Below are 24718 nucleotides of genomic sequence, written 5' to 3' on the forward strand. Positions count from 1 at the left end.
ACTCCCGGAGACCGCTCATGTCCGCGACTTCCCGAATGGCCCGTCACGCGCGTCGCTATGCGACCATCATCTTCCTCATCGGCCTGACATCGACGCTCTCGTCCACCGCGTCGGCGATGAGCGGTGCCGTCGCCGGCGGTGTCCACGAACTGCAGAGCCGCTGGGCGCAGATCCAGTACCAGACGCCGGAGCGCCGACGTGCCGACGGCTTCGACCAGCTCTACCAACGCGCCCGGGCGTTGATCGACGCCCACCCCGAGGCCGCCGAACTCTACATCTGGGCGGGGATCATCCGCAGCAGCGAAGCCGGCGCCAAGGGCGGACTGGGCGCGCTGTCACTGGCCAAGGAGGCCAAGAGCGACCTGGAGAAGGCATTGGCAATGGACGATACCGCCCTCGACGGCTCGGCCTATACCAGTCTCGGGGCGCTCTACTATCAGGTCCCCGGCTGGCCGATCGGCTTCGGTGACGACGACAAGGCGAGAGCCATGCTGCAAAAGGCCCTGACCATCGACCCCGACGGCATCGACCCGCTCTATTTGTGGGGCGACTTCCTGCACGCGCAGGGCCACGACGCCGCAGCCCGCCAGGCGCTGGAGAAGGCCATGAAAGCCCCGTCCCGACCCGGCCGGGAGACCGCCGACCAGGGACGGCGCGAGCAGATCCGTCAACGTCTCGACGCGCTGGAATGACCGCAGTGTGGCCGGGGTTGAGTTGTCTCGTCCGTGCCCCAAGAGTGGATGAATATTGAGCCGACTAACGACTCACTCATTTCTCCCTCGAGGTTCCCATGAGCCGACTCTCGCAAATCCCTCTCTCCGTTCTCGATCTGGCGCCGATCACCCGCGACGGTACCGCCGCCGAGACGTTCGAGCGCACGGTCGATCTCGCCCAGCTCGCCGATACCCTGGGCTACAATCGCTACTGGCTGGCCGAGCATCACAACATCGACGGCATCGCCAGTGCCGCCACCTCGTTGCTGATCGGTCATGTCGCCGGGAAGACACAGCGCATCCGCGTGGGCTCCGGCGGCATCATGCTGCCCAACCATCCACCGCTGGTGGTTGCCGAACAGTTCGGCACCCTGGAAACGCTCTATCCCGGACGCATCGATCTCGGCCTGGGACGTGCCCCCGGTTCCGACGGCGTGACCATGCAGGCCATGCGTCGCAACCCACGTGCCGGGGTCAACGACTTTCCCGACCGCCTGGCCGAACTGCGTGGCTACCTCGCCGACGCCCTGCCCGATCAGCGTGTCAAGGCGATTCCCGGCCAGGGAACGCACGTGCCGATCTGGCTGCTGGGCTCCAGCGACTTCAGCGCCCGGCTCGCCGCGCAGCTGGGGCTGCCGTTCGCCTTCGCCGGCCAGTTCGCCCCCGGCTACATGTTGGAAGCCGTGAACCTCTATCGGCAGACGTTCCAGCCTTCCGAGGTACTGGACGCCCCCTACGTGATGCTCGGCATCCCCCTGGTCGCCGCCGACAACGACGCCCATGCGCACTACCTGGCCACCACCCAGCAGCAGAAGTTCCTCAACCTGATACGCGGCAAGAGCACGCGCACCCTGCCGCCTGTCGAGTCGCTCGACTGGTCGCCGCAGGAACGCGCCATGGTCAGCCAGAATCTCGGCGCCTCAATCGTCGGCGGTCCCGAGACGATCCGGGACGAACTCGAGAACCTGCTCGCGCACACCCAGGCCGACGAATTGATGATCAACGGCGATTTCTACGACCATGAAGACCGTCGCCGTTCGTATGAAATTCTCGCCGATGTCTGGAAAGGCTGAATCTCACGTCCCCGCCTCCCCAAACGCCAAAGGCCGGCATTCGCCGGCCTTTGGCATTCACGCGCTGTGAAGGTATTTTGATGCTCACCCCAGCCGTGCGGCGAGTTTTTCCTCCAGCGTCGCCTGATCGTCGGCGAAACGGCGAATACCTTCGGCGAGCTTCTCGGTGGCCATGGCGTCCTGATTGAGCCCCCAACGGAACTCGGCTTCATCGATCGGCGCGAGGCGCTCACGGGCGTCCCCGACATCGCTGATCTTGCGTTCGATGTCGCCTTCCTGGCTCTCGAGTTCCTCGAGCAGCGCCGGTGAAATGGTCAGGCGGTTGCAGCCGGCCAGTCCCAGGATCTGCCCTTGGGTACGGAAGCTGGCGCCCATGACCACCGTGTCGTAGCGGTAGCGGCTGGCGATGTCGCATACCTCACGCACGAACACCACGCCCGGATCTTCCTCCGGTGCGTACTCCTGCCCGGTTTTCTGCTTGTACCAGTCGGTGACGCGGCCCACGAAGGGCGAGATGAGATACACCCCGGCGTCGAAACAGGCCCGGGCCTGCGCCTTGGAGAACAACAGCGTCAGATTACACTGAATGCCTTCTTGCTCGAGCTGTTCGGCGGCACGGATGCCCTCCCAGGTGGAGGCCAGCTTGATCAGCACGCGTTCACGGCCGATCCCGTGCTGCTCGTAAAGCTCGATGAGACGATGCGCCTTCTTGATGCTCGCCTCGCGATCGAAGGACAGCTTGGCAGCCACTTCCGTGGACACGCGCCCGGGGATCAGTTGCGTGATCTCGCTACCAATGGCGACGGATAACCGATCCACCGCTTCGTCGACACGGGCCTGGGGGTCGGCGATATCGGCCTTGACCTGCGCCAGCGTCTCGTCGATCAGCGTTTGATAGCCGGGCAGCTCGAAGGCCTTGAGGATCAGTGAAGGATTGGTCGTGGCATCGTGCGGCTGATAGCGCCTGATCGCCTCGAGATCGCCGGTATCGGCGACCACCATCGAAAGTTGCTTGAGAGCCTCGAGTTGCGTCATGGCAAATATCCTGTAACGAAAAGGGTCATGGGTCGCGGCTCATGGCGCGACGTCGTAGCGTTCGGCCAGCGCCTGACGGTAACGCTGGTAGAGTTCCTGGTAACGGCGCACCGGCTCACCACGGGGGCGAGTCAGGGTGTCGAGATCCACTTCGACGAGCCGTTCGGTCAATGCCGCCAACGATTCACCCCGCCCACGCGTCTGGGTATCGCACCAGGCAGCCTGAATCGCCCCGCCCAGAGCGGCGGCTTCGGTGAGCCGTGGGCAGATCACATCGACATCCAGCACATCGGCAACGATCTGTCGCCATACCGAGCTCTTGGCGCCACCGCCGACCAGACGAACCTGACTCGCCTGTGATGCCAGCTCGCCCAAGCGTTCGAACCCATAGCGTAGCCCGAACGTCGTCCCTTCGACTACCGCGCGACACAGATTGTCCGCGGTCGTGTTGAGGCTCGTCATGCCCTCGAAGCTGGCCGTCGCATGCGGCAGCGCCGGCACCCGCTCGCCATTGAAAAAAGGCAACGCCATGATGCCCTCGGCGCCCAGCGGGGCGCTGGCCACTCGCTCGCCGAAAGTCGTCAGATCGAAACCGAACAACTCGCGCACCTTGGTCGTCGCCGAGGTCACGTTCATGGTGCAGATGAGCGGCAACCACCCGCCGTGACTGGCGCAGAAATTGGCGACCTGAGCGTCTTCAGCCTCCATCGGGACGTCTGAATGTGCGTATACAGTGCCCGAGGTGCCCAGGCTCAGAGTCACCATGCCGGGCGCGATGTTGCCGGTGCCGATGGCCGCCATCATATTGTCGCCACCACCGCTGGACACTAGCACGTCATCGCCGAGACCCAGCAGGCGTGCGACGTCGGAGCGTACCGTGCCCACCGGCGCATGAGAGTCGATCAAACGCGGCAATACCGCCTCCGGCGAGAGTTCGGGCGCCATGGCTTGGAACACGTCATGACGCCAGCTGCGCGTACGGGTATCGAAATACCCGGTGCCGGAAGCATCGCCACATTCGGCGACGCGCTCCCCGGTCAGCCAGAAATTCAGATAATCGTGAGGCAGCAGCAACGTGGCGATACGCTGGTAGGCGTCCGGGTGCGTATCACGCAACCAGGCAACCTTCGACGCCGTATAGCCGGTTTGCAGCACCAGGCCCAGCTTGTCCAGGCAGCCTACCCGACCGCCCAGGCGCTCGATCAACGCCTCGTTGTGCAGCGCCGTTTCGGTATCGCACCACAGCTTGGCGGGATGCAGCGGCTGGCCGTCGGCATCCAGCGCGACCATGCCGTGCTGTTGCCCCGAGACGCCAATCGCGCGAATCTCGCGCGCATCGATGCGTGCCTCGCCTACCGCCTCATGGAACGCCTCGGTCAACGCCGCGATCCATTCACTCACGTCCTGCTCTCGTTTGCCGTTGTCGCCTTCGATCAAATGATGCGGGCGACTCGCCTCACCCAGAATCGCCGCCTGATCGATATCGACCACCACGACCTTGGTGCTCTGCGTTCCACAATCCACGCCAACGTACATGCTCTCTCCTTCGGCTGCACCGCATTCTCCGACGGGGGATCGCGTATCTCCCCTTGGTCATGTCATGACATACGCCCCTCGACCAAGGCATGCAAGGTCGCGCGTGCTCCATCGGCATGCAAGGACGCCAGCGCCTGGAGATAAGCGTCGCGGAAACGTGCCTCTTTCGCCAGATCGCCGAACAGGGCGTGCTGCTCGATGAACGCCGCTGGATGGTCGCGATGGTTGCCGGCGACCGCCATCAAACGCTCCTTGAGCCGATCGACGATCTCGATCGGCTGGCCCTGCTCGTCGACGCCTTCTGCATAGCGCGCCCAGCTGGCCACTACGGCAGCACTACGCTGGATCTCACCGCCTCGCTCGAGTTGTTCGCGAATCACCGGCAGCAGCCACTTGGGAATGCGGTCCGAGCTTTCCGCACACAGCCGCGCCAGGGTGTCCTTGATCTCGGGATTGGCGAAGCGCTCGATCAGCGTGTGCTTGTAAGCGGCAAGGTCTACCCCCGGTACCGGCGCCAGCGTCGGCGTGGCCTCACGGTTCATGTAAGCGAGCAGAAAGTCGACGAACAGCGGGTCCTGGCATACCTCATGGGCGTAACGATAGCCGGCGAGGTAACCGAAATAGGTCAGCGCCTGATGGCTGGCGTTGAGCAAGCGCAGCTTCATCAGTTCATAGGGCACCACGTCGTCGACCATCTGCACGTCGACGCGTTCGTAGGGCGGACGTCCTTCCGGGAAGCGATCCTCAAGCACCCATTGAGTGAAGGGCTCGCAGACTACCGGCCATTGGTCCTCGACACCGAAACGTGTAGCGAGCGCGGCGATATCACCGGGGGTCGTCACCGGCGTGATGCGATCGACCATGGCATTGGGGAAGCATACGTCGGTCTCGACCCAGTTGCCCAGCTCGCTATCCAGGGCACGCGCATGGGCCGTGAACATCTTGCGGGCGACATCGCCATTGCCTTCGATGTTATCGCAGGACATCACCGTGAACGGCGCGATACCGCGCTCGCGACGTCGCTTGAGTGCCGCGACGACCAGCCCGAACGTGGTGCGTGGCACCTCGGGGGTCGCCAGATCCTGGCGTACCTCGGGGGTCGTCAGATCATACTCGCCGGTGACGTGATCGACGTTGTAACCGCCTTCGGTCACCGTCAACGAGACAATGCGAATCGCCGGGTCACTCATGGCCTCGATGACCACGTCAGGGGCCTCGGGCGCGTACAGATAATCGATGAGCGAGCCGATCACCCGCGCATCGTACTGCCCGTCGGGGTGCTTGACCATCAGCGTGTAGAGGTGGTCCTGCGCCGCCAGCGCATCGCGCATACGCACATCGCCCGGCATCAAACCCACGCCGATGATCCCCCAGTCCAGTGCCTCGCCACGGTTCATGAGCGTATCGAGATACATGGCCTGATGAGCACGGTGGAACCCGCCGACACCGATGTGCACGATGCCCGGCGTCACGCTATCGCGATCATAGGCGGGCACGGCAATATCGGATGTCAAGTGGTGCAGGGTGTCGTTATTGAGTCGCGTCATGGGTCTCTCCTGCCGTAGACGGCGAGTGCTTCGCCTGAAGGTCTTGAAAGGGTCAGTCGCTTACGGACCAGCGCAGATCGGCAGCGACGGAGTCGGTCTTGATCAAGCGGGCATTGAGCATGTCCTTGTTGCGCGCACGATCGAACGCACCGGCAGGATCCCACCCCATCTCTCCCCAGCGTTGGATGAGACGTGCTTCGAGCACCTCATCGGGCACCTCGATGAACAGCGTCATATCGAACAAGGGGCGCAACTCATGCCACGGTGACCGATCCAGCAAGAGGTAGTTGCCCTCGACGATGATCAGCCGGTGCTGCGGCGTCACCATTCGCCCCCCGGCGCGGGCCAGGTCGAGCGGGCGGTCGAATACCGGCACTGCGACGCTGCGCTCAGCGCGGCGTATACGCCTCAGGTCGTGCTTGAGGCCATCGCAATCGAAGGTCTCAGGAGCCCCTTTCGTGGCGAGCAGTCCCCGAGGCTCGAGCACCGCGTTGTCGTAGTGGTAGCCGTCCATCGGGACCACTACGGCCCCACCTTCCCGGCGCGCGTTGAGCTCGTGACACAACGCCTCCGAGAGAAAGGATTTGCCGGCCGCCGGCGGTCCCGCCAGCGCCACGATGAAGCGTTGGCGGTGTTGATCCGCCGCCGCGAGCAACCGCGTCGTCATCTCGTCGATAGTCGGCGTCACTGTTGTCCTCGCTTGGTCAAAAATTCGCCGCACGGCCTCGGCATCCCAGACGACGCGCAAGAGGCACGGCGCATGGGCATCTTTCAGCTCATCCAGTTGCCACCGTCGACATTCAACGTCTGCGCCACGACGTAGTCGCTGTCATCGGACGCCAGGAAGACCGCCGCTCCCGTGTGATCCTCGGGTCGCCCCATGCGGCCATAGGGCACCGCCTCGCCGACCAGGCGCTTCTTCTCGCCGGTGGGACGGTTCTCGTAGCGCGCGAACAAGGCATCGACCTCCTCCCACATCGGTGTGTCCACCACGCCAGGCGCGATGCCGTTGACATTGATACGATGCTTGATCAGGTCGAGGCCGCAGGACTGGGTGAGGCTGATCACCGCGGCCTTGGAGGCACAGTACATGCTGACCAGCGCCTCGCCGCGACGCCCGGCCTGCGAGGCCATGTTGATGATCTTGCCGCCCTCACCGCGCGCGACCATGTGTGCGGCGACCGCCTGCAAGGTAAAGAAGGTGCCTTTGACGTTGATGCCGAACTGCGTGTCATAGCTCGCTTCGCTGACCTCGAGTACCGGCGCCATGTCGAATATCGCCGCGTTGTTGACCAGGATGTCGATGCCGCCGAAACGCGCCTCGACGGTCGCGATCATCGCCTGCCGCGAGACGGCATCGGCCACGTCGAGCCGTACCGCCATGACCGGCGCCGCCTCGATCTCGGCTTGAATCTCGGCGACCGCCTGTTCCGCCGCGACGATGTCGATGTCGGCGATCGCCACGCGCGCGCCTTCCTGCACATAGCGCTTGACGATCGCCAAGCCGATGCCGCGTGCCCCACCGGTCACCACGGCCGTGCGTTTGTCGAGTTTCATCACTGAGGCTCCTTGTCCGGGTGAAATCGTCAGCAAGAGGCACGCACCTTCAGCGCATGGCGTGCCGCTCGCTGCGCCAGCGCTGTACCAAGGCCCCGAGTTCCGCCATATGCGCGATGACCTGCCAGGCGCCAGCGTCACGCAGTCGGGCCCCATGACCGGGGCCGATATGGCTAGCGCCGGTGAAACCGATCACTGTCATGCCGGCGGCACAGGCCGCACTGACGCCGGAGACGCTATCCTCGACCACCAGACAGTCGCTAGGCGCGATCTCCAGGCTCTCCGCCGCCAGCCGATAGACATCCGGCGCCGGCTTGGGATGCGCCACCTGCTCGGCGGTAAACATCGGCGCCTTGCCGAATTGCGCATCGAGCCCGGTATTGGCCAGTGACGCAATGACGCGTCGCCGGCTACTGTTGGACACGATCGCCAGTGGCAACTCGAGCGCTTCGATGGCTTCCTCCACGCCGGCCATGGCCTCGAGCTCCTCGCCCAGGCGCCGCTCGATCGCCGCCTCGATGTGGGTCAGGGCAGCGTCGGGCAAGGCGTTGGCACTACGGGCGCAGAGGTGATCGAGAATCGCCTGGGTGGTCATGCCCAGCGCGCGGTGTAACTCGTCACCGATCGCCAGATCGGGTAGCCAAGCCGCCAGCCGTTCACGCAGCACCAGCTCGGCGATCACTTCGCTATCGACCAGCACGCCGTCGCAATCGAAGATCAGCAACTCCTTGGGCGACGTCATCGCTGACCGCCCGACGCGGAGGACGCACGATTTTCCTTGCGATCGATGTCGACCAATGGATGCCGTTCCAGATGTGCCAGCGCCAGGCCATCGGCAGTGAAGAGATGCGCACGGGCGGGATCGAAGGTGAAACGCACATGGTCACGAACGCGATGCGCGACATCGCCGTCGGCGACCAGGATCCACTCGCTGTCACCGTGCTCGAGATACAGCGAGGTGACGCCACCGAGGCGTTCGATGACCTGGATCTGCCCCGTCAACGGACCTTGCTCATCGAGCGCCAGATGCTCGGGACGGATGCCAAGCGTCACGACATCGCCAGCGCTGACGCCGTCGCCCGCGACCGGCACCCGGCAGTCGCCGCCGGGCAGCGCCACCTCGACCCCCTCGGCGTCGGCGCCGCGCACCTCGACCTCCAGGAAGTTCATCTTCGGCGAACCGATGAAACCGGCCACGAAGCGGTTGCGCGGGTGATGATAGAGTTCCATCGGCGAGCCGATCTGCTCGACCACGCCGTCCTGCAGCACGACGATCTTGTCGGCCATGGTCATGGCCTCGATCTGGTCGTGGGTGACATAGATCATCGTGGCGTCGAGTTCTTCGTGCAGCTGCGCCAGTTCGATGCGCATCTGCACGCGCAGCGCCGCGTCCAGGTTGGAGAGCGGCTCGTCGAACAAAAAGATGCTCGGGTTGCGCACGATCGCCCGCCCGATGGCCACGCGCTGACGCTGGCCGCCGGACAGTGCCTTGGGCTTGCGGTCGAGCAGGGGCTCGAGCTGCAGGATGCGCGCGGCGGCGAGCACCTTCTCGCGGCGCTCGGCCTTGGGCACCTTGGCCAAGCGCAGGCTGAAGCCCATGTTGTCCTCGACGCTCATGTGCGGGTAGAGCGCGTAGCTCTGGAAGACCATTGCCAGGCCGCGGTCGGCGGGTCCGACCTCGTTGACGCGCTCGCCGTCGATGGCGATCTCGCCGCTGGTGGTGCTCTCGAGCCCGGCGATCATCCGCATCAGGGTCGACTTGCCGCAGCCCGAGGGGCCGACGAAGACCACGAATTCGCGGTCCTTGACCTCGAGATCGACGCCCTTGATGACCTGGGTGCCGCCGAAGTCCTTGACGATGTTGTTGAGGTGTAGCGTTGCCATGACGGTTTCCTTATTTGACGGCGCCGAAGGTGAGACCGCGAACCATCTGTTTCTGGGTCATCCAGCCGAAGATCAGGATCGGCGCGATGGCCAGCGTCGAGGCAGCGGAGAGCTTGGCCCAGAACAGCCCTTCGGGACTCGAGAAGGAGGCGATGAACGTCGTCAGCGGAGCAGCATCCGAGGTCGTCAGGTTGAGGCTCCAGAACGCCTCGTTCCAACTCAGGATGACCGCCAGCAGCCCGGTGGAGGCGATCCCCGGCAAGGTCAGCGGCAGCAGCAGATAGACGACTTCCTGGAACGTCCTGGCGCCATCCATGCGACCCGCTTCGAGGATGTCCTTGGGCACGTCCTTGAAGAAGGTGTAGAGCATCCACACCACGATCGGCAGGTTCATCAGCATGTAGATGATGATCAGGCCAGTACGTGTGTCGAGCAGTCCCAGATCGCGGGAAAGCAAGTAGATCGGCATCAGCACGCCCACCGGCGGCAGCATCTTGGTGGAGAGCATCCACAGCAATGTACCGCGGGTACGCTTGGTGGGCAGGAACGCCATCGAATAGGCCGCGGGAATCGCCACCAGCAACGCCAGCAGCGTCGAACCGAACGCGATCACGATGCTGTTCAGGGCAAACTTCAAGTAATCGGCACGCTCTATGACGGTGTTATAACCCGCCAGGGTCGGATCGAAAATCAGCGTCGGCGGCGCAATGGCCTGGACCTCGGTCTTGAAGCCGGTCACCACCATCCAGAAGATCGGAAAGAACACGATCACCGCGATGCCCCAGGCGAGCAGCGTGAGCAGCAGTTTCTTGGTCGTCGTAGGGTTCATGCAATGCGCCTCAGGTTTCGAGATTCTTGGCCACGGTGCGAACCAGGAAGATCGCCACGATATTGGCGAGGATGATGGCAATGACACCCCCCGCCGACGCCGCGCCCACGTCGAAATCCAGCAACGCGCGGATATAGATGAAGTAAGCCAGATTGGTCGAGGCCAATCCCGGACCGCCGGAGGTCGTCACGAAGATCTCGGCGAACACGGTGAGCAGGAAGATCATCTCGATCATGATCACCACGCTGATCGCCCGCTTCAGGTGCGGCAGGGTGATGAACCAGAAGATGGCCAGCGGGCCGGCGCCGTCCATGCGTGCCGCTTCGACCTGGTCGTCATCCAGGGACTGGATGGCGGTAAGCAGGATCAGCAGAGCAAAAGGCATCCAGTGCCAGGCCACGATGATGATGATCGAGATCAATGGCATGGCCGAGAACCAGTCGATCACCGGCAGACCGAGCAACTTGCTCAGCCAGGCGAACACCCCATAGACCGGGTGCATCATCATGTTCTGCCAGATCAGTGCACTGACCGTCGGCATGACGAAGAACGGCGCAATGACCAATAACCGAGCGATTCCTCGCCCGAAGAATTCCTGCTGGAACAGCACCGCCAACAAGGTGCCGCCGATCACGCTGATCGCCAGTACCGACCCGACCAGCAGCAGGGTGTTGCCCATCGCCGTCCACAGCGCCGGGTCGGTGACCAGATAGTAGTAATTTTCCCAACCCGCGAAGCCCGAGACGCTGGGCATCATCAGGTTGTAACGCTGGAAAGAGAACCAGATGGTCATGCCCAGCGGTACGAGCATCCATAGCAGTAATAACGTGACCGCCGGGCCCTGCAGGAACAGGTTGCGGAAACCGCCGACGGTTCGTCCGGACGTTCTTTCGCGCATGGGGATACCCATTCAGATCGGAGGAGTCGGTCGAAGCGGCCGGATCATGACGACCCGGCCGTCGCGAGACGCGTCTCAGTCGTAGTAACCGGCCTGACGCATGGTGCGCTCGGCGGCGCGTTGGGCGGCACTGAGGGCTTGATCGACGCTGCGCTGCCCGGCAAGAGCGGCGGCGATCATCTGTCCCACCTGGGTGCCGATGGCCTGGAACTCGGGAATGCCGACATACTGCACCCCGGTATAGGGGACCGGCTTGGCGCTGGGATCGTTGGGATCCGCCGTCTGAATGGCATTGAGCACGAAATCAGCGAATGGTGCGGCCTGCTGATAATTGGGGTTCTCATAGGTGGAGTGACGCGTTCCCGGCGGCACGTTGGTCCAGCCTTCTTGTTGCCCCACCAGCTTCACGTAGTCTTTGGAAGTGGCCCAGGTAATGAACGTCTTGGCGGCCGGCTTGGCATCGGAGGAAGACGGAACGGCCAGCGACCAGGCCCACAGCCAATTCGCGCCTTTCGGTGTCTCGGCGACCGGCGCCGGCGCAAAGCCTACCGTGTCGGCCACCTGTGACTGGTCGGTATCGTATAGCTTACCGGCCGCGGACGTGGCATCCACCCACATGCCGCACTTGCCACCGGCGAACAGCGCCAGGTTCTCGTTGAAACCGTTGGAGGTCGCGCCCGGCGGGCCATACTGGTTCATCAGATCGACATAGAAATTGATCGCCTTGTGCCAGGCCGGCGAGTCGATCGTCGGTTTCCAGTCTTCATCGAACCAACGGCCGCCATAGGTATTGACCAGCGTCGACACGAAAGCCATGTTCTCGCCCCACCCCGGCTTGCCACGCAGGCAAATGCCATAGACACCATTGTCGGGATCGTTGAGCTTGCTCGCCCACGCCTCGACCTGCTGCCAACTCGGCTGCTCGGGCATGGTGATGCCCGCTTTCTTGAACAAGTCCTTACGGTAATAGAGCATCGAACTCTCACCGTAGAACGGCAACGCATAGAGAGAATCCTTGTAGCTCAGCGCCTGACGAATCGGCTTGAGCAGATCATCCTTGTCGTAGGACGCGGGCAGATCATCGAGCGGCGTCAGCCAGCCATATTCCGCCCAGATGGGCACTTCATAGGTGCCGACGGTCATGACATCGAACTGACCGCCCTGCGTCGCGACATCGGTGGTCAGGCGCTGACGCAAGACATTCTCTTCCAAGACCACCCATTCCAGGTTGATATCGGGATGCGACTTTTCGAATGCCTCGGTCAGACTTTGCATGATGATCATGTCATCGTTGTTCACCGTGGCCACGGTGACGGTCTCGGCTTGAGCGGCGAACGAGGCCAGCGTTGCGGCCCCGGCCAGGGGTAAAACGTGGGTGAGACGCATGGCGAGCTCCTGGAAGAAGATCATTGAATTTGTTTTGATCAATCTACTCATTGAGTATTCAAATGATCATTTGAAGCGCCAAAAAAAGCAAACCTTGCAGGCTTATACTTTGGCCTAACCATGCGCCAGATTCGCCACCACATAGCGTGCCGCCGCTTCGTCGGTGACCAGCCCTCTGAGCCAGTTGCCCCGCAGCGCGCTCAAAATCGCGGGCCCCTTGTCGCGCCCGCCCGCCAACCCCATCAGGCGCTGTCCCCCCAATGCCGACAGCGGCAAGCTGGTGATACGGCGCGTGATGGGACAATCGATGAGCCGTCCTTCAGCATCCAGTGGCCAGCCGAGCAGCTCCCCCACCGCGCCGGCCTCGAGCAGCTCATTGAGCTCGGCTTCGCTGATGAAATGATCCTGAAACAGGGTCGCACGCGGATCGATACGCCCAATGCCGATGACGCCGACCTCGGCTTCTCGCGCGACACGAAACACCGCCTGCACAAGCTGCTGGCCAAGCAGCGCTTCCTTTTCGGCCACCGAGGCGGCCACCACCGGTGCCGGCAGCAAGAAACGCTCCGCCCCGGTCTTGTCGGCCAGGACCATCACCCCATCGTAACGGTTGGCGGAGCCGTCGCGGGCCACATTACCCACCAGCGAGACGATACGATGCTGCGAACGATCCAAACGACTCAGCGCCTCCACCGTGGCGCGCACCGATCGCCCGGTGCCCAACGAGAGCGTCAGCGCTTGCTGACGATCGAGGACCCCGCTCAGACGCTCTGCCCCCGCCTGGGCGAGAAAGCGTGGACTGCTCTCCGGCATCTCGGGGTCACTGGGCACCACATCGCAATAATCCAGCCCAAAATGCGTGAGGATCGCCTCGCCCATCGCCATGCAATTGGAAATGGGATGATCGACATGCACTTTGACCAACCCCTCCTGACGCGCCAGGGCCAACAAGCGCTGGACGCCAGGACGCGAGACACCCAGCAGGCGTGCGATATCGTCCTGGGTACGCCCGCCCACATAGGATAGCCAAGCCGCGCGTGCCGCCTGCTCGCGCTTGAGTTCGTACTTGTCCATCACCGCAACTCCTGACCGGAAGGGGAAATCTCGTCATCATCGCAATCGCCCGCGACGCGCACAATACGCCCCCGGCGATGCCATTATCGCCACGCACGACGATCAGGCCTCGGCGTCACTGGGGGCCAGCGGAGATCCAGGCAACCAGACACGCGCGGCAAGACCGCCAAGCGAGGCACGTGACAGCGAGAGCCGACCGCCGTACAAGGTCATCAGGTCCTCGACAATGGATAACCCCAGGCCGGCGCCGGAACGCTGCTCATCGAGACGCATGCCGCGGGTCAGGGCGGCATCACGCTGCTGCTCACTCATGCCCGGGCCGTCATCCTCGATCAGCAGCTCGGCGCCGCCGGCCTGCGGATAAAAGCGCAGCGTGACCCGACGGTCGGCCCAGCGCATCGCATTCTCCAGCAGGTTGCCGACCACTTCCTGCAAGTCTTGTGCTTCCATGCGCACCTTGAGGTCGTCGGACACCGATTGCGTCAACTGGATACCCCGCCGCTGTCCCATACGCGTCAAGCCTTCGAGCACCGGCGTCAGGGCTTGCGCGGCATCGATCTTATAGGTAAGCACGCCACCCCCGGCCGCCGAGGCACGGGCGAGATGATGGCGCACGGCATCATCGATGCGCCCCAACTCACCACGCACCCGATCCCGTGTATCCGGCGGAAAGCGCTCAGCGAGGGTAGTGAGCACGCTGACCGGCGTCTTGAGCGCATGCGCCAGGTTGCCGGCCGCGTGACGCCCACGCTCCATCAAGTGCTTGTCGCGTTCCAGCACCCCGTTCATCGCACGCGCTAGGCGGGCCAGCTCGTCGGGCAGAAAATGCGTCTCGAGGCCATCGGCGTCACCGGATTCGACCGCACGCAGATTGGCGTGCATGCGGCGCAATGGCGCCAGTCCCCAGCGAACCTGAATCGCCAGCCCCATGAGCAGCAACGCCCCAAGCGCGAGCAGCGACAATCCCAGCAGCCACTCGAAACGCGCCACTTCCGTATTCAGTTCCTCGCGAGGGGCCGCCACACTGACATGCAATGGCGCGGCATGCCCCGGTAGACGAATGTCACGTTCGATGACACGCAAGTGCTTGCCCCGCGGCCCTTCCACGTTCCTGACGTTGAGTCCCGAGACGTTATCCACCGCGAGTCGTTGATCCCACAACGAGCGCGAGGTCAGCGTGTTACCGGTCCCGTCGCGAACCTGCCAGTACCAGCCCGAAAAAACACGCTCGAAGCGTGGATCACCCAGCGAGCGCGTCATGCGCAGGTCGTTGTTCTGAGCGTCGAGCTGCACCCCCGCCAGCAAGACATTGAGCCATGATTCGAGACGGGCATCGAAGGCAGTGGTGACGGCATCGCGGAAGTTATAAGCCAGCCCCGCACCCGCCAGCGGCAGCGCCACCATGACCAGCAATAGTGACGTGATCAGTAGCCGGGCACGGATCGAGGTACGGGCAAGACGTTGGCGCCAGGCGCGTCGCCTCATTGCTCACCCTCGGGTGCCACGAGCCGATAACCTTGCCCGCGCAAGGTCACGATGCGCTGGTTGCCGAGCTTGCGGCGCAAACGGCTGACTTGCACGTCGATGACGTTGGAATCGGGCTCGTGATCGCGATCATAGACATGTTCGGACAGTTCGGTGCGGGTCACGATGCGCGGCGCGGCGTGCAACAGGTACGCCAGCAATCGCGATTCCTGGGCCGTCAGCGTGATCGGGCGTCCTGCCAGCGTGACACTGCCGGCATGCGTGTCCAGCGCCAACTCGCCCAGCCGGAGAATGGGATGAGCGTGTCCATGGCTACGTCGCACCAGGGCACGCAGACGAAACAACACCTCGGCAGTCTCGAAGGGTTTGGTGACGTAGTCATCGGCGCCGGCGGAAAAACCGGCGGCCTTGTCCGACCAGCGCTCGCGCGCCGTGAGCACCAACACCGGCAGATCGATGCCATCCTCGCGCCAGGCTGAGAGCCAACGCGTACCGTCACCATCGGGCAGCCCCAGGTCGAGTATCACGGCGTCATAGGATTCGACACGCACCAGATAATCAGCGTTTTCGCCGGTCGCAGCATGCTCCCACAGCAACCCCGCTTCACCGAGTGCCTCACCGAGCGCCTGCGCGAGCGCCGTATCATCCTCGATCAGCAACACTTTCATGGACGCGTCATCCCATCGATGTTGACCCCTTCGATGCCCAACATCTCGCCGGTCGTGGCATCGAATTCGAACGCCACCACCTGCCCTTGCGGGCCGATCATCTCGATTTCATAGCGCGGGAGATCAGCGTCGCGCGCAAGCTCCACTTCCAGCACCTGGCCGATGTAGTGGCGCTCGAGCCAGTCGAGCACCTCGGACAACGCCACCACGTGCCCCTGTTCCACCTCACGGTGCAGAGAGCGCCATTCGTCATCGTCTGCCGCCACCAGCGACTGGCAGGCCATGAGCCCCACTGCCACCAGCGTCAGCGCTTTGATACAGCGATTGAAGCGTTTCATGGGCACAAGTTTGCCTCAGCCGACATGAATGCAGCATGAATAATTCACGGACTCGGCGCCGGATGCCTTTTAACCGTCGAACATGCCCGGCACTCGGTAACATGAATGAAAGATGAACATCGTTTTCAGGTGACTGCAAGGTAGACGGCGTTAGCGTACCTCTGAGCGCAATCGCGGTATCGACATACCGGCTTTGAGACGACAGTGAGGAGTGATCATGAAAACGATGCATATGCTGATGATGCCGATGGTTCTCACGGGCGGCCTATCCACCGCCGCATTCGCCAATGATGGCAGCCTAACGCCCAGCGAGCTCGAGTCACTGCTCAACGATGCCGACGCCTATGGCGTCACCCATTACGACGAAATCGCCATCGATGACAATAATCGTCTCGAGGTGGAAGGCTGGCGTGACGATGGCTGGCAGCTCGATATCGACATGCTGGTCAAGGACGGCAGTCTGGTGCACGAGAAACGTCACCAGGACACCATTCCCGACTGGAGCCTGAACAGCGCCGAATTGCGCCAGGCACTGGACAATGCCCGGGACGCCGGCATGAAACGCTTTGCCGAATTGGATGTCGATGGGAGAGGGCATGTGGATATAGAAGGCTACGACACCCAGAATAGTGAGCTGGACCTTCGCCTCGAACGCGACGGCCTCACCATCACCGGAGTGGAACATGACTGATCGACAGCACAATGCCGCCTGGCAGGCGGCGCAGCAATGGCGAGAACGGGCGCGTCAGTCGCGTCCCTCACAGGGGGCGGGAGGGCTCAAGTTGCTCGCCACCTGGTTAGTGGTCGGCGTCATGATGATCGTCGGCACTCTGCTCGGCCTGTTTTTCCTGATCGTCGGCTGGGCGATGCTACCGTTTCTGCGCCACCGCATGAAAAAGCGTGCCGAGACCTTTCGCGCCGAGCATGCGCGCCCGGTCGGTGGCAGCGGCGCGCAGGACGGCACACAGACGCGAGACGACGCACATTCGTCTCATGTGCTCGAAGGCGATTATCGGGTCAAGTCCGACGACTGAGCGTGTGTTCCAAAGCGGCGTCTCTCGTCGCCTGCGAACATTCAGGCGTCACGGGACAAAAAAATGGCACGCCAGGCGTGCCAGAAACGACTGCTTGCCTGTCGACACGCACAGGTATAGCCGTCAAGGAAGGGAAAACATGCACCGAGACGAAAAAGCCCGCCCCCGTATGAGGGGCGGGCTTGGAATTTGGCGCGCCCGGGAGGATTCGAACCTCCGACCACCTGATTCGTAGTCAGGTACTCTATCCAGCTGAGCTACGGGCGCTAAACGCGATGACGGTCGACGACCGTTGTTTCGCATAGAGAGCGACTTGCTCTCGCATTGCTGTGTGACGATTCCGCCAACATAAAGTGGCGCGCCCGGGAGGATTCGAACCTCCGACCACCTGATTCGTAGTCAGGTACTCTATCCAGCTGAGCTACGGGCGCGAAACTTCGATGCAATGCATCGGGTTGAATGGCGGAGAGAGAGGGATTCGAACCCTCGATGGGGCTACAAACCCCATACTCCCTTAGCAGGGGAGCGCCTTCAGCCACTCGGCCATCTCTCCCTCATCAACACGGCGCGTATGTTACCGATTATACTGGGGTCTTGTCTAGAGAGGATTGAAAATCTTTTGATATCAATCCATACCGCAACTGCTTGCTTGGCGAGCGGCTCGCTGATCGCGCTGGGCGAGTGACAAACTGCTCAATCTAGAAGGCATGCCTGACATACATAAGCCCGAGCCGATAAAGGGGACGACTTCACCAGCTCAGACGGTCTCACGCATGCACCACTTCAAACGCTTGAACCGCCGTCTTCACCATCGGTTTTCTCGCGCTGAATGCGCTGGTAAATCTCTTCGCGATGTACGGCTACGTCCTTGGGTGCATTGACACCGATACGGACCTGATTTCCTTTCACTCCTAGGACCGTAACGGTAATGTCGTCGCCAATCATCAGTGTTTCACCGACGCGACGGGTCAGGATGAGCATGTCTGATCTCCTTCTCAGGCTTTCTTCCAACGGGATGCATGCACCGCCAAGCGACAGTACGGGGGTAAATTATGCTTCATAGACGCCCCGAGAGCCAATCACGCGAGCACGCATCCAAGAGCGCACTGAACGGAAGATGCCATATGGCCTTCCGGCGTCGTCCTGACGCAACTCTCAGCGTAGAAGCCGATGAGCCGAGAAGGCCAAATTTCTTTTTTTATTCGCCCTGTATGCTGTCTTTATCGAGCCCGAAAGCAGTGTGTAGCGCGCGCACGGCCAGTTCCATCTGCTTCTCATCGATCACCACGGAAATCTTGATCTCCGAGGTGGAGACCATGCGGATATTGATGTTTTCCTCGGCCAGCACACGGAACATCTTGGACGCCACACCGGCATGCGAGCGCATGCCCACGCCGACCAGCGAGACCTTGGCGATATTCTCGTCGCCACGCAACTCGCCACCGCCCAGCGCCGGGATCACCTGATCTTGCAGGATGCTGTGCGTCTGTTTGAAATCGCTTTTGGCCACGGTAAACGTGAAGTCGGTGTAGTCACCGGCCGGGGCCACGTTCTGCACGATCATGTCGATTTCGATGTTGGCATCGGCAATGGGCCCCAGGATCTTGGACGCCACGCCCGGCACATCGGGGGTGTTGAGCAACGTCAGCTTGGCTTCACTGGAGGTGAAGGCAATACCGGAGATCAGCGGTTCTTCCATGGAGGCCTCTTCTTCTTCAGCGACGATCAGGGTACCGGGGCCGTCCTCGAAACTGGACAGCACACGCAACGGTACATTGTATTTACCTGCAAACTCGACGGCGCGAATCTGCAATACCTTGGAGCCCAGGCTGGCCAGCTCGAGCATTTCCTCGACGGTGATGGAGGACAAGCGCCGAGCCTTGGAGCAGACCCGCGGGTCGGTGGTATAAACGCCGTCCACATCGGTGTAGATCTGGCATTCATCGGCCTTGAGCGCCGCCGCCAGGGCCACACCCGTGGTATCCGAACCGCCGCGCCCCAACGTGGTGATGTTGCCCTCGTCGTCGACACCCTGGAAGCCGGCCACGACCACGACCTGACCGTCGTCGAGATCGGCCTGAATGTCGTCGGTCTCGATACGCTGGATACGCGCCCTGGTGTAGGCACTGTCGGTCTGGATGCCGACCTGACCGCCGGTATAGGACGTCGCCGCCACCTCCAGCTTATGCAAGGCCATGGCCAGCAGCGAGCTGGTGACCTGCTCGCCGGTGGACACCAGCATATCCATCTCGCGCGGCGTGGGCTCATCATTGATCTGGCTCGCCAGATCGATCAGCCGGTTGGTTTCCCCGCTCATTGCCGACACCACGACGACCACTTGGTGGCCCTCGTCGCGGAATCGCTTCACTTTTTCGGCGACGGCCTTGATGCGCTCCACCGAGCCCACCGAGGTCCCCCCGAACTTCTGTACGTATAGCGCCATGGCTGCCTATCCGTGGTGGTTTTCCCAAGCATGAATGAAGAAAAGGGCCGGCGCCATGCGCACGACCCTTTTCACACGATCTTACTCGCCGAGCCGAGCCTCGACCCAACGCGGCACACTCGCCAGGGCATCGGGCAATGCCTGTGGCCGCGAGCCGCCCGCCTGGGCCATGTCGGCCCGGCCACCGCCCTTGCCGCCGACCTGCTCGGCGACATGCTTGACCAGATCGCCGGCCTTGAGGCGCGCGGTCAGATCATCGGTGATGCCGGCGATCAGGCTGACCTTCTCGTCGCCGGCCACGCCCAGCACGATGACGCCCGAGCCCAGCTTGTTCTTGAGCTGATCGAGCAGGCCGCGCAGTTCCTTGCCACCGATACCTTCGACCTGCTTGGCGAGCACCTTGACGCCCGCCACCTCGCGCACCTCGGCCAGCATATCGCCGCTCGCGGCACTCGCCAGCTTGGCCTTGAGCCGCTCGAGTTCCTTTTCCAGGCTGCGATTGCGCTCGAGCGTGGCGTCGAGACGCGCCTCCACCTGCTCGGGTTTTGCCTTGAGCTGCTCGGCGACACGCAGGACCTTGGCTTCCTGATCGCGGAAATACGCCAGCGCGCCTTCGCCGGTCACGGCTTCGACGCGGCGCACGCCCGCGGCGACCCCCGCCTCGCTGAGAATGTGGAAACACCCTATATCGCCGCTGCGTGCCACGTGTGTGCCGCCACACAGCTCGATGGAGAAATCGTCGGCCCCGATGGTCAGCACGCGCACATTATCGGCATATTTGGCCTCGAAGAGCGCTGCAGCGCCCTTCGCCTTGGCCTCGTCGAGGGTCATTTGCTCGATACGCGTGTCGGCGTTGGCGAGGATCTGGGCATTGACGATACGCTCGACCTCCTCGAGCTGTGTCGGCGTCATCGCCTCGAAGTGGCTGAAGTCGAAGCGCAGGCGCTCCGCCGTCACCAACGAGCCCTTCTGCTGTACGTGCTCGCCCAATACTTGCTTGAGCGCCTCGTGCAGCAAGTGCGTCGCCGAATGATTGCGCATGGTCGCCGCCCGCAGATCGGCATCGACCTGCGGCGTGACGCTGTCGCCCACTTCGAGGCATCCCTCGACGAGCACCCCATGATGCAAATGATGACCGCCCTGCTTCTGGGTATCGGTCACCTGGAAACGCGTGCCGTTGGCGTTCAAGTAACCGGTGTCGCCGGCCTGTCCACCCGACTCGCCATAGAACGGCGTACGATCCAGCACCACGACACCCTGCTGCCCAGCTTCGAGCGCCGCCAGGGCATTGCCTTGGCGATCCACCAGGGCGGTGACACGGGCCTCGTCTTCCAGCCGCTCATAGCCGGTGAACGCCGTCTCACCCTCCAGGTCGAGCGCCGCCGTATAGTCGGCGCCGAACTGGCTGGCTGCACGGGCACGCTCGCGTTGCGCCTCGAGCTCACGCTGAAAGCCGACTTCATCCGGCGTCACGCCACGCTCACGGCAGACATCCGCCGTCAGGTCGAACGGAAATCCATAGGTATCGTAGAGTTTGAAGACGGTTTCGCCCGGCAGCACGTCGCCTTCGAGCGTATCCAACGCATCCGTCAACAGGCCCATGCCGTGATCCAGTGTCCGCGCGAACTGCTCTTCTTCCTTGAGCAGTACCTTCTCGATCTGTACGCGGGTCTTGCGCAGTTCCGGGTAGGCATCGCCCATTTCGGCATCCAGCGCTGCCACCAGCTTATGGAAGAACGGCGCGCGCGTACCGAGCTTATGGCCATGGCGGATGGCGCGACGGATGATGCGCCGCAACACGTAACCGCGCCCTTCGTTGGACGGCAATACGTCGTCGGTGATCAAGAAAGCACAGGAACGGATATGATCGGCGATCACGCGCAGTGACGGCGCACTGGTGTCCGCATAGCCCGTGGCTTGTGCCGCGGCATCGAGCAGATTCTGGAACAGGTCGATCTCGTAATTGGAATGCACGCCCTGCATCACCGCCGCGACACGTTCCAGGCCCATGCCGGTGTCGATGGACGGCTTGGGCAACGGATTCAGCGTGCCCGCACTATCGCGGTCGAACTGCATGAACACCAGATTCCAGATCTCGATGTAGCGATCGCCGTCCTCGTCGGGGCTTCCCGGCGGGCCACCCGCAACCTCGGGCCCATGATCGTAGAAGATCTCCGAGGACGGGCCACAGGGGCCGGTATCGCCCATCTGCCAGAAGTTGTCCTCGTCGAGCTTGGAGAAGCGCGCCGGATCGACGCCGATTTCCTCTTTCCAGATGTTCTCGGCTTCGTCGTCACTGACGTGAACGGTGACCCAAAGCTTCTCGGCCGGCAGCCCCAGACGCTCGGTCAGAAATGTCCAGGCAAAGCGAATGGCGTCACGCTTGAAGTAATCCCCGAAGCTGAAGTTCCCCAGCATTTCGAAGAAGGTGTGGTGACGCGCGGTGTAGCCGACGTTATCCAAGTCGTTGTGCTTGCCCCCGGCACGCACGCAACGCTGCGGCGAGGTGGCGCGTACGTAGGGGCGCGGATCGCGTCCCAGGAAGACGTCCTTGAACGGCACCATGCCGGCATTGGTGAACAGCAACGTCGGGTCGTTGCTGGGCACGAGTGAACTCGACGGCACGATGGTATGGCCGTGCTCCTCGAAGAACGTCAGAAAGGCTTGTCTGATGTCTGCGCTTTTCATAGAAATTCCGTGGCGGTGTGCGTTAGGCGCTGCGGGCACGCGCGGCCCGACCGGACAAGCGGTGGGCGAGAAACGCGAAAGTCGGCGAATGACGGAAAACGAGTCGCCCCGAACCATCGCAAGGCGCACTAGTATAACGCGTTCGACGGGGGACTAAAGAGGTGCCGCGACAGCAGCAGGAAGGGAGGTCATGCATGGCGTGCGCCCCGCGAAGGCCTAGCGAGTATCCTCCCAAGCATGCGCCATGGCATGACGCACCTGATCGAAACCGAACCCGCGTGACGCCAGAAACCGCTCGCGCTTGGCGCGTTCTCGCGGCTCGCGGCCGGGTGAGTCGAAGCGTTTGGCCAAGGCTTCGCGTGCCAGGCGATGCCAATCGGGGGACTCGCTTTCGAGCGCCTCGCGCGCCATCTCGTCGCTGACACCCCGCGCGCTCAACTCGGCGCGAATCTTCATTTCCCCTTGGCCACGAAACAAACGCGAGCGGACGAACTGCTCGGCGAAGCGCGCATCGGACTGCAAACCCTCCTCGGCCAGCGCATCCAGCGCCAACGCGATGTCGGCACGCTCATGCCCACGCGCCGCCAGTCGCGACACCAGCTCAGCCCGCGAATAGTCGCGACGAGCCAACAAGCGGATGGCATCGTCGCGAGGTGTCGTCTCGTGCTTATCCATGGTTACAGCAGGCTATCGTCGTCCTGAGTCGCCGCGGCCTTATCCTTGCTTGCGTCTTCCGCCGGCTTGTCGTCCTCTGTCTTGGGCGTGGACAACAACCGCGCGCGAATCTCGCTTTCGATCTCGTCCATGATCGCCGGATTGTCCTCGAGGAACTGCGCCGCATTGGCCTTGCCCTGACCGATCTTGTTGCCCTGATAGCTGTACCAGGCGCCGGCCTTGTCGACCAAGCCTTGCTGCACCCCAAGGTCAATGACCTCACCCGCATGATAGATCCCCTTGCCATAGAGGATCTGGAACTCTGCCTGGCGAAACGGCGGGGCCACCTTGTTCTTGACCACCTTGACGCGGGTCTCGTTACCGGTCACCTCGTCGCCCTGCTTGACCGAGCCAGTCCGGCGGATATCGAGGCGCACACTGGAGTAGAATTTCAGTGCGTTGCCGCCGGTGGTGGTTTCGGGGCTACCGAACATCACGCCGATCTTCATGCGAATCTGGTTGACGAACATCACCATGCAGTTGGCGTTCTTGATGTTGCCGGTCACCTTGCGCAGCGCCTGAGACATCAACCGAGCTTGCAGGCCGACGTGGGAGTCTCCCATCTCGCCTTCGATCTCGGCGCGCGGCGTGAGCGCCGCGACCGAGTCGACAACGATGACATCGACACCGCCCGAACGGACCAGCATGTCGCAGATTTCCAGTGCCTGTTCGCCGGTATCCGGCTGCGAGACCAACAAATCATCGAGATTGATGCCCAACTTTTCGGCGTAACTCGGATCCAGCGCGTGCTCGGCATCGATGAAGGCACAGGTCTTGCCCTGTTTCTGCGCCTGGGCGATGACCGACAGTGTCATCGTGGTCTTGCCCGAGGACTCGGGGCCGAAGATCTCGACCACGCGGCCCATCGGCAGGCCGCCCACGCCAAGCGCGATATCCAGCCCCAGCGACCCCGTGGACACGGCGGGAATAGCCACGCGCGGCGTATCGCCAAGACGCATCACGGCGCCCTTGCCGAACTGGCGCTCGATCTGGGAAAGCGCTGCGTTGAGCGCCTTGGAACGGTTGTCGTCCTGTGCCATGAAGATCTCCTATCGAAGGACGTCGAAGCTCGCACGGCGGTGCCGACGCATGTCGGCACCGACCGCAAAATACTGTATGACCAGACAGTAGTATGACGAAAAAATTTCTCGCCGCCTACCTCTGTTTACGACCCGGTCTCACGTCGGCGATAGTGTCTTTTCAAGCCTCTCGATCAGCCCGATCAGGGCCACGCGCACCGCTTTCTCACGCACGATGTCACGTCTGCCCGTCAAAGAATGACACTCGCTTTCCTGCGTTTGCGCATCGCCCCAGGCGAACCAGACCGTGCCCACGGGCTTGGCGGGACTGCCGCCGTCAGGCCCCGCGATACCGCTGATCGCCACCCCCAGCGTGGCGCCGCTATCGCGACACGCCCCGGCGACCATCTCGCGCACGGTCTCGGCGCTGACCGCGCCATGCTCGGCAAGGGTTGCATCGCGCACCCCGAGTAGACGCTGCTTGGCGCCATTGGCATAGGTCACGTAGCCGGTCTCGAAATACGCGGAGCTACCCGCGATCTCGGTAATGGCACTGGCCACACCGCCTCCGGTGCAGGACTCCGCCGCCGTCACGCTGGCATGCACCGCCAGGCATGCGTGCCCCAGGCGCTCGGCCAATGCCGCGAGTGAAAAGGCTTGCCATGCTGTCAGCGTCACCGCCATGTCGCATCTCCCAGTCGTCATGGTGAGTAGCATAACGCTGACGCCACCCACCCGAATGCGTAGAATAGAGGCTTTGGCGAACGTTTGCAGGCACATCCAACGCTGCGTCGTCT

The 24718-nt window shown here is 62.7% G+C and carries 24 protein-coding genes and 3 tRNA genes; 4 read left to right on the forward strand and 23 right to left on the reverse strand.

Annotated elements, in window-relative coordinates; genetic code table 11:
* Nucleotides 1-17: 17 nt before the first annotated feature.
* Nucleotides 18-692, forward strand: coding sequence for a tetratricopeptide repeat protein (locus tag C8E00_RS05690; RefSeq protein WP_208291887.1), 675 nt, complete (start codon nt 18-20; stop codon nt 690-692).
* A 98-nt stretch (nt 693-790) separates the two neighbouring features.
* The gene (locus C8E00_RS05695) at nt 791-1786 is read left to right on the forward strand and encodes an LLM class flavin-dependent oxidoreductase (RefSeq protein ID WP_133695541.1); all 996 of its coding nucleotides are present in this window, start codon (nt 791-793) and stop codon (nt 1784-1786) included.
* An 84-nt stretch (nt 1787-1870) separates the two neighbouring features.
* Here the strand turns inward: C8E00_RS05695 and tal are convergent, their stop codons facing one another.
* From tal to C8E00_RS05765, 14 genes are all read right to left on the reverse strand, one after another.
* The gene (gene tal, locus C8E00_RS05700) at nt 1871-2821 is read right to left on the reverse strand and encodes a transaldolase (RefSeq protein WP_133695544.1); all 951 of its coding nucleotides are present in this window, start codon (nt 2819-2821) and stop codon (nt 1871-1873) included.
* Nucleotides 2822-2860: 39 nt separating this feature from the next.
* Nucleotides 2861-4357 (reverse strand): xylulokinase, encoded by a 1497-nt coding sequence (xylB, locus tag C8E00_RS05705; RefSeq protein ID WP_133695546.1) that lies wholly within the window; start codon nt 4355-4357, stop codon nt 2861-2863.
* 62 nt (nt 4358-4419) lie between these two features.
* Nucleotides 4420-5904 carry a mannitol dehydrogenase family protein gene (locus C8E00_RS05710; protein WP_133695547.1) on the reverse strand — a complete coding sequence of 495 codons (1485 nt, stop codon included), beginning with the start codon at nt 5902-5904 and terminating at the stop codon, nt 4420-4422.
* Nucleotides 5905-5956: 52 nt separating this feature from the next.
* Nucleotides 5957-6592 (reverse strand): nucleoside triphosphate hydrolase, encoded by a 636-nt coding sequence (locus C8E00_RS05715; protein WP_133695549.1) that lies wholly within the window; start codon nt 6590-6592, stop codon nt 5957-5959.
* An 83-nt stretch (nt 6593-6675) separates the two neighbouring features.
* On the reverse strand, nt 6676-7461 hold the full coding sequence (locus C8E00_RS05720; RefSeq protein WP_133695552.1) for an L-iditol 2-dehydrogenase: 786 nt from the start codon (nt 7459-7461) through the stop codon (nt 6676-6678).
* A gap of 49 nt (nt 7462-7510) precedes the next feature.
* Entirely contained in the window at nt 7511-8203 is a 693-nt protein-coding gene (locus C8E00_RS05725) for an HAD family hydrolase (RefSeq protein WP_133695555.1), read from the reverse strand.
* Nucleotides 8200-9345 (reverse strand): ABC transporter ATP-binding protein, encoded by a 1146-nt coding sequence (locus C8E00_RS05730; protein WP_133695557.1) that lies wholly within the window; start codon nt 9343-9345, stop codon nt 8200-8202. Before C8E00_RS05730 ends, C8E00_RS05725 begins: the two co-directional genes overlap by 4 nt.
* 10 nt (nt 9346-9355) lie before the next feature.
* Nucleotides 9356-10174 carry a carbohydrate ABC transporter permease gene (locus C8E00_RS05735; RefSeq protein ID WP_133695559.1) on the reverse strand — a complete coding sequence of 273 codons (819 nt, stop codon included), beginning with the start codon at nt 10172-10174 and terminating at the stop codon, nt 9356-9358.
* Between the two features lie 10 nt (nt 10175-10184).
* Nucleotides 10185-11072 carry a carbohydrate ABC transporter permease gene (locus C8E00_RS05740; protein WP_133695561.1) on the reverse strand — a complete coding sequence of 296 codons (888 nt, stop codon included), beginning with the start codon at nt 11070-11072 and terminating at the stop codon, nt 10185-10187.
* 75 nt (nt 11073-11147) lie between these two features.
* Nucleotides 11148-12458: an ABC transporter substrate-binding protein gene (locus C8E00_RS05745; RefSeq protein ID WP_133695563.1), complete on the reverse strand. Its 1311-nt coding sequence runs from the start codon at nt 12456-12458 to the stop codon at nt 11148-11150.
* A gap of 114 nt (nt 12459-12572) precedes the next feature.
* Nucleotides 12573-13532 carry a sugar-binding transcriptional regulator gene (locus C8E00_RS05750; protein ID WP_133695566.1) on the reverse strand — a complete coding sequence of 320 codons (960 nt, stop codon included), beginning with the start codon at nt 13530-13532 and terminating at the stop codon, nt 12573-12575.
* Between the two features lie 102 nt (nt 13533-13634).
* A complete protein-coding gene (locus C8E00_RS05755; RefSeq protein ID WP_133695568.1) occupies nt 13635-15017 on the reverse strand; it encodes a sensor histidine kinase in 1383 nt (460 codons plus the stop codon).
* Entirely contained in the window at nt 15014-15685 is a 672-nt protein-coding gene (locus tag C8E00_RS05760) for a winged helix-turn-helix domain-containing protein (protein ID WP_133695570.1), read from the reverse strand. The genes C8E00_RS05755 and C8E00_RS05760 overlap by 4 nt, the downstream gene beginning before the upstream one ends.
* Nucleotides 15682-16023: a PepSY domain-containing protein gene (locus C8E00_RS05765; RefSeq protein WP_133695573.1), complete on the reverse strand. Its 342-nt coding sequence runs from the start codon at nt 16021-16023 to the stop codon at nt 15682-15684. The genes C8E00_RS05760 and C8E00_RS05765 overlap by 4 nt, the downstream gene beginning before the upstream one ends.
* A 217-nt stretch (nt 16024-16240) precedes the next feature.
* Between C8E00_RS05765 and C8E00_RS05770 the strand changes: the two genes are divergently transcribed.
* Together C8E00_RS05770 and C8E00_RS05775 are read left to right on the forward strand one after the other, a co-directional pair.
* On the forward strand, nt 16241-16714 hold the full coding sequence (locus C8E00_RS05770; RefSeq protein WP_133695576.1) for a PepSY domain-containing protein: 474 nt from the start codon (nt 16241-16243) through the stop codon (nt 16712-16714).
* Nucleotides 16707-17057: a hypothetical protein gene (locus C8E00_RS05775; RefSeq protein WP_133695579.1), complete on the forward strand. Its 351-nt coding sequence runs from the start codon at nt 16707-16709 to the stop codon at nt 17055-17057. Before C8E00_RS05770 ends, C8E00_RS05775 begins: the two co-directional genes overlap by 8 nt.
* Before the next feature lie 190 nt (nt 17058-17247).
* On the opposite strand, the gene C8E00_RS05780 is transcribed toward C8E00_RS05775, so the two are convergent.
* The 9 genes from C8E00_RS05780 to C8E00_RS05820 form a co-directional block, all read right to left on the reverse strand.
* Nucleotides 17248-17324 (reverse strand) — tRNA-Arg (locus C8E00_RS05780).
* Nucleotides 17325-17411: 87 nt separating this feature from the next.
* A tRNA-Arg gene (locus tag C8E00_RS05785) sits at nt 17412-17488 on the reverse strand.
* Nucleotides 17489-17517: 29 nt separating this feature from the next.
* A tRNA-Ser gene (locus tag C8E00_RS05790) sits at nt 17518-17610 on the reverse strand.
* A 230-nt stretch (nt 17611-17840) separates the two neighbouring features.
* A complete protein-coding gene (gene csrA, locus C8E00_RS05795; protein WP_133695582.1) occupies nt 17841-18038 on the reverse strand; it encodes a carbon storage regulator CsrA in 198 nt (65 codons plus the stop codon).
* Between the two features lie 217 nt (nt 18039-18255).
* The gene (locus C8E00_RS05800; RefSeq protein WP_133695584.1) at nt 18256-19500 is read right to left on the reverse strand and encodes an aspartate kinase; all 1245 of its coding nucleotides are present in this window, start codon (nt 19498-19500) and stop codon (nt 18256-18258) included.
* Between the two features lie 81 nt (nt 19501-19581).
* Nucleotides 19582-22188, reverse strand: a complete 2607-nt coding sequence (gene alaS / locus C8E00_RS05805; RefSeq protein ID WP_133695586.1) for an alanine--tRNA ligase — start codon at nt 22186-22188, stop codon at nt 19582-19584.
* 216 nt (nt 22189-22404) lie between these two features.
* The gene (locus tag C8E00_RS05810; RefSeq protein ID WP_133695589.1) at nt 22405-22863 is read right to left on the reverse strand and encodes a regulatory protein RecX; all 459 of its coding nucleotides are present in this window, start codon (nt 22861-22863) and stop codon (nt 22405-22407) included.
* A 2-nt stretch (nt 22864-22865) separates the two neighbouring features.
* A complete protein-coding gene (gene recA, locus C8E00_RS05815) occupies nt 22866-23942 on the reverse strand; it encodes a recombinase RecA (protein WP_133695592.1) in 1077 nt (358 codons plus the stop codon).
* A gap of 138 nt (nt 23943-24080) precedes the next feature.
* Nucleotides 24081-24605, reverse strand: a complete 525-nt coding sequence (locus C8E00_RS05820) for a CinA family protein (protein ID WP_133695594.1) — start codon at nt 24603-24605, stop codon at nt 24081-24083.
* Nucleotides 24606-24718 lie beyond the last annotated feature (113 nt).

The sequence above is a fragment of the Chromohalobacter marismortui genome (assembly GCF_004364315.1).
Taxonomy (GTDB): Bacteria; Pseudomonadota; Gammaproteobacteria; order Pseudomonadales; family Halomonadaceae; genus Chromohalobacter; species Chromohalobacter marismortui.

Excerpts from the sequence above, each read along its gene's own strand:
- C8E00_RS05770 (WP_133695576.1), top strand. The coding sequence starts at position 16,241 with ATGAAAACGATGCATATGCTGATGATGCCGATGGTTCTCACGGGCGGC.
- C8E00_RS05720 (WP_133695552.1), bottom strand. The coding sequence starts at position 7,461 with ATGAAACTCGACAAACGCACGGCCGTGGTGACCGGTGGGGCACGCGGC.
- C8E00_RS05810 (WP_133695589.1), bottom strand. The coding sequence starts at position 22,863 with ATGGATAAGCACGAGACGACACCTCGCGACGATGCCATCCGCTTGTTG.
- C8E00_RS05760 (WP_133695570.1), bottom strand. The coding sequence starts at position 15,685 with ATGAAAGTGTTGCTGATCGAGGATGATACGGCGCTCGCGCAGGCGCTC.
- C8E00_RS05745 (WP_133695563.1), bottom strand. The coding sequence starts at position 12,458 with ATGCGTCTCACCCACGTTTTACCCCTGGCCGGGGCCGCAACGCTGGCC.
- C8E00_RS05710 (WP_133695547.1), bottom strand. The coding sequence starts at position 5,904 with ATGACGCGACTCAATAACGACACCCTGCACCACTTGACATCCGATATT.
- C8E00_RS05725 (WP_133695555.1), bottom strand. The coding sequence starts at position 8,203 with ATGACGTCGCCCAAGGAGTTGCTGATCTTCGATTGCGACGGCGTGCTG.
- C8E00_RS05750 (WP_133695566.1), bottom strand. The coding sequence starts at position 13,532 with ATGGACAAGTACGAACTCAAGCGCGAGCAGGCGGCACGCGCGGCTTGG.
- C8E00_RS05820 (WP_133695594.1), bottom strand. The coding sequence starts at position 24,605 with ATGGCGGTGACGCTGACAGCATGGCAAGCCTTTTCACTCGCGGCATTG.
- C8E00_RS05735 (WP_133695559.1), bottom strand. The coding sequence starts at position 10,174 with ATGAACCCTACGACGACCAAGAAACTGCTGCTCACGCTGCTCGCCTGG.
- recA (WP_133695592.1), bottom strand. The coding sequence starts at position 23,942 with ATGGCACAGGACGACAACCGTTCCAAGGCGCTCAACGCAGCGCTTTCC.
- C8E00_RS05695 (WP_133695541.1), top strand. The coding sequence starts at position 791 with ATGAGCCGACTCTCGCAAATCCCTCTCTCCGTTCTCGATCTGGCGCCG.
- C8E00_RS05690 (WP_208291887.1), top strand. The coding sequence starts at position 18 with ATGTCCGCGACTTCCCGAATGGCCCGTCACGCGCGTCGCTATGCGACC.
- C8E00_RS05800 (WP_133695584.1), bottom strand. The coding sequence starts at position 19,500 with ATGGCGCTATACGTACAGAAGTTCGGGGGGACCTCGGTGGGCTCGGTG.
- C8E00_RS05730 (WP_133695557.1), bottom strand. The coding sequence starts at position 9,345 with ATGGCAACGCTACACCTCAACAACATCGTCAAGGACTTCGGCGGCACC.
- C8E00_RS05755 (WP_133695568.1), bottom strand. The coding sequence starts at position 15,017 with ATGAGGCGACGCGCCTGGCGCCAACGTCTTGCCCGTACCTCGATCCGT.
- csrA (WP_133695582.1), bottom strand. The coding sequence starts at position 18,038 with ATGCTCATCCTGACCCGTCGCGTCGGTGAAACACTGATGATTGGCGAC.
- C8E00_RS05775 (WP_133695579.1), top strand. The coding sequence starts at position 16,707 with ATGACTGATCGACAGCACAATGCCGCCTGGCAGGCGGCGCAGCAATGG.
- xylB (WP_133695546.1), bottom strand. The coding sequence starts at position 4,357 with ATGTACGTTGGCGTGGATTGTGGAACGCAGAGCACCAAGGTCGTGGTG.
- alaS (WP_133695586.1), bottom strand. The coding sequence starts at position 22,188 with ATGAAAAGCGCAGACATCAGACAAGCCTTTCTGACGTTCTTCGAGGAG.
- tal (WP_133695544.1), bottom strand. The coding sequence starts at position 2,821 with ATGACGCAACTCGAGGCTCTCAAGCAACTTTCGATGGTGGTCGCCGAT.
- C8E00_RS05765 (WP_133695573.1), bottom strand. The coding sequence starts at position 16,023 with ATGAAACGCTTCAATCGCTGTATCAAAGCGCTGACGCTGGTGGCAGTG.
- C8E00_RS05740 (WP_133695561.1), bottom strand. The coding sequence starts at position 11,072 with ATGCGCGAAAGAACGTCCGGACGAACCGTCGGCGGTTTCCGCAACCTG.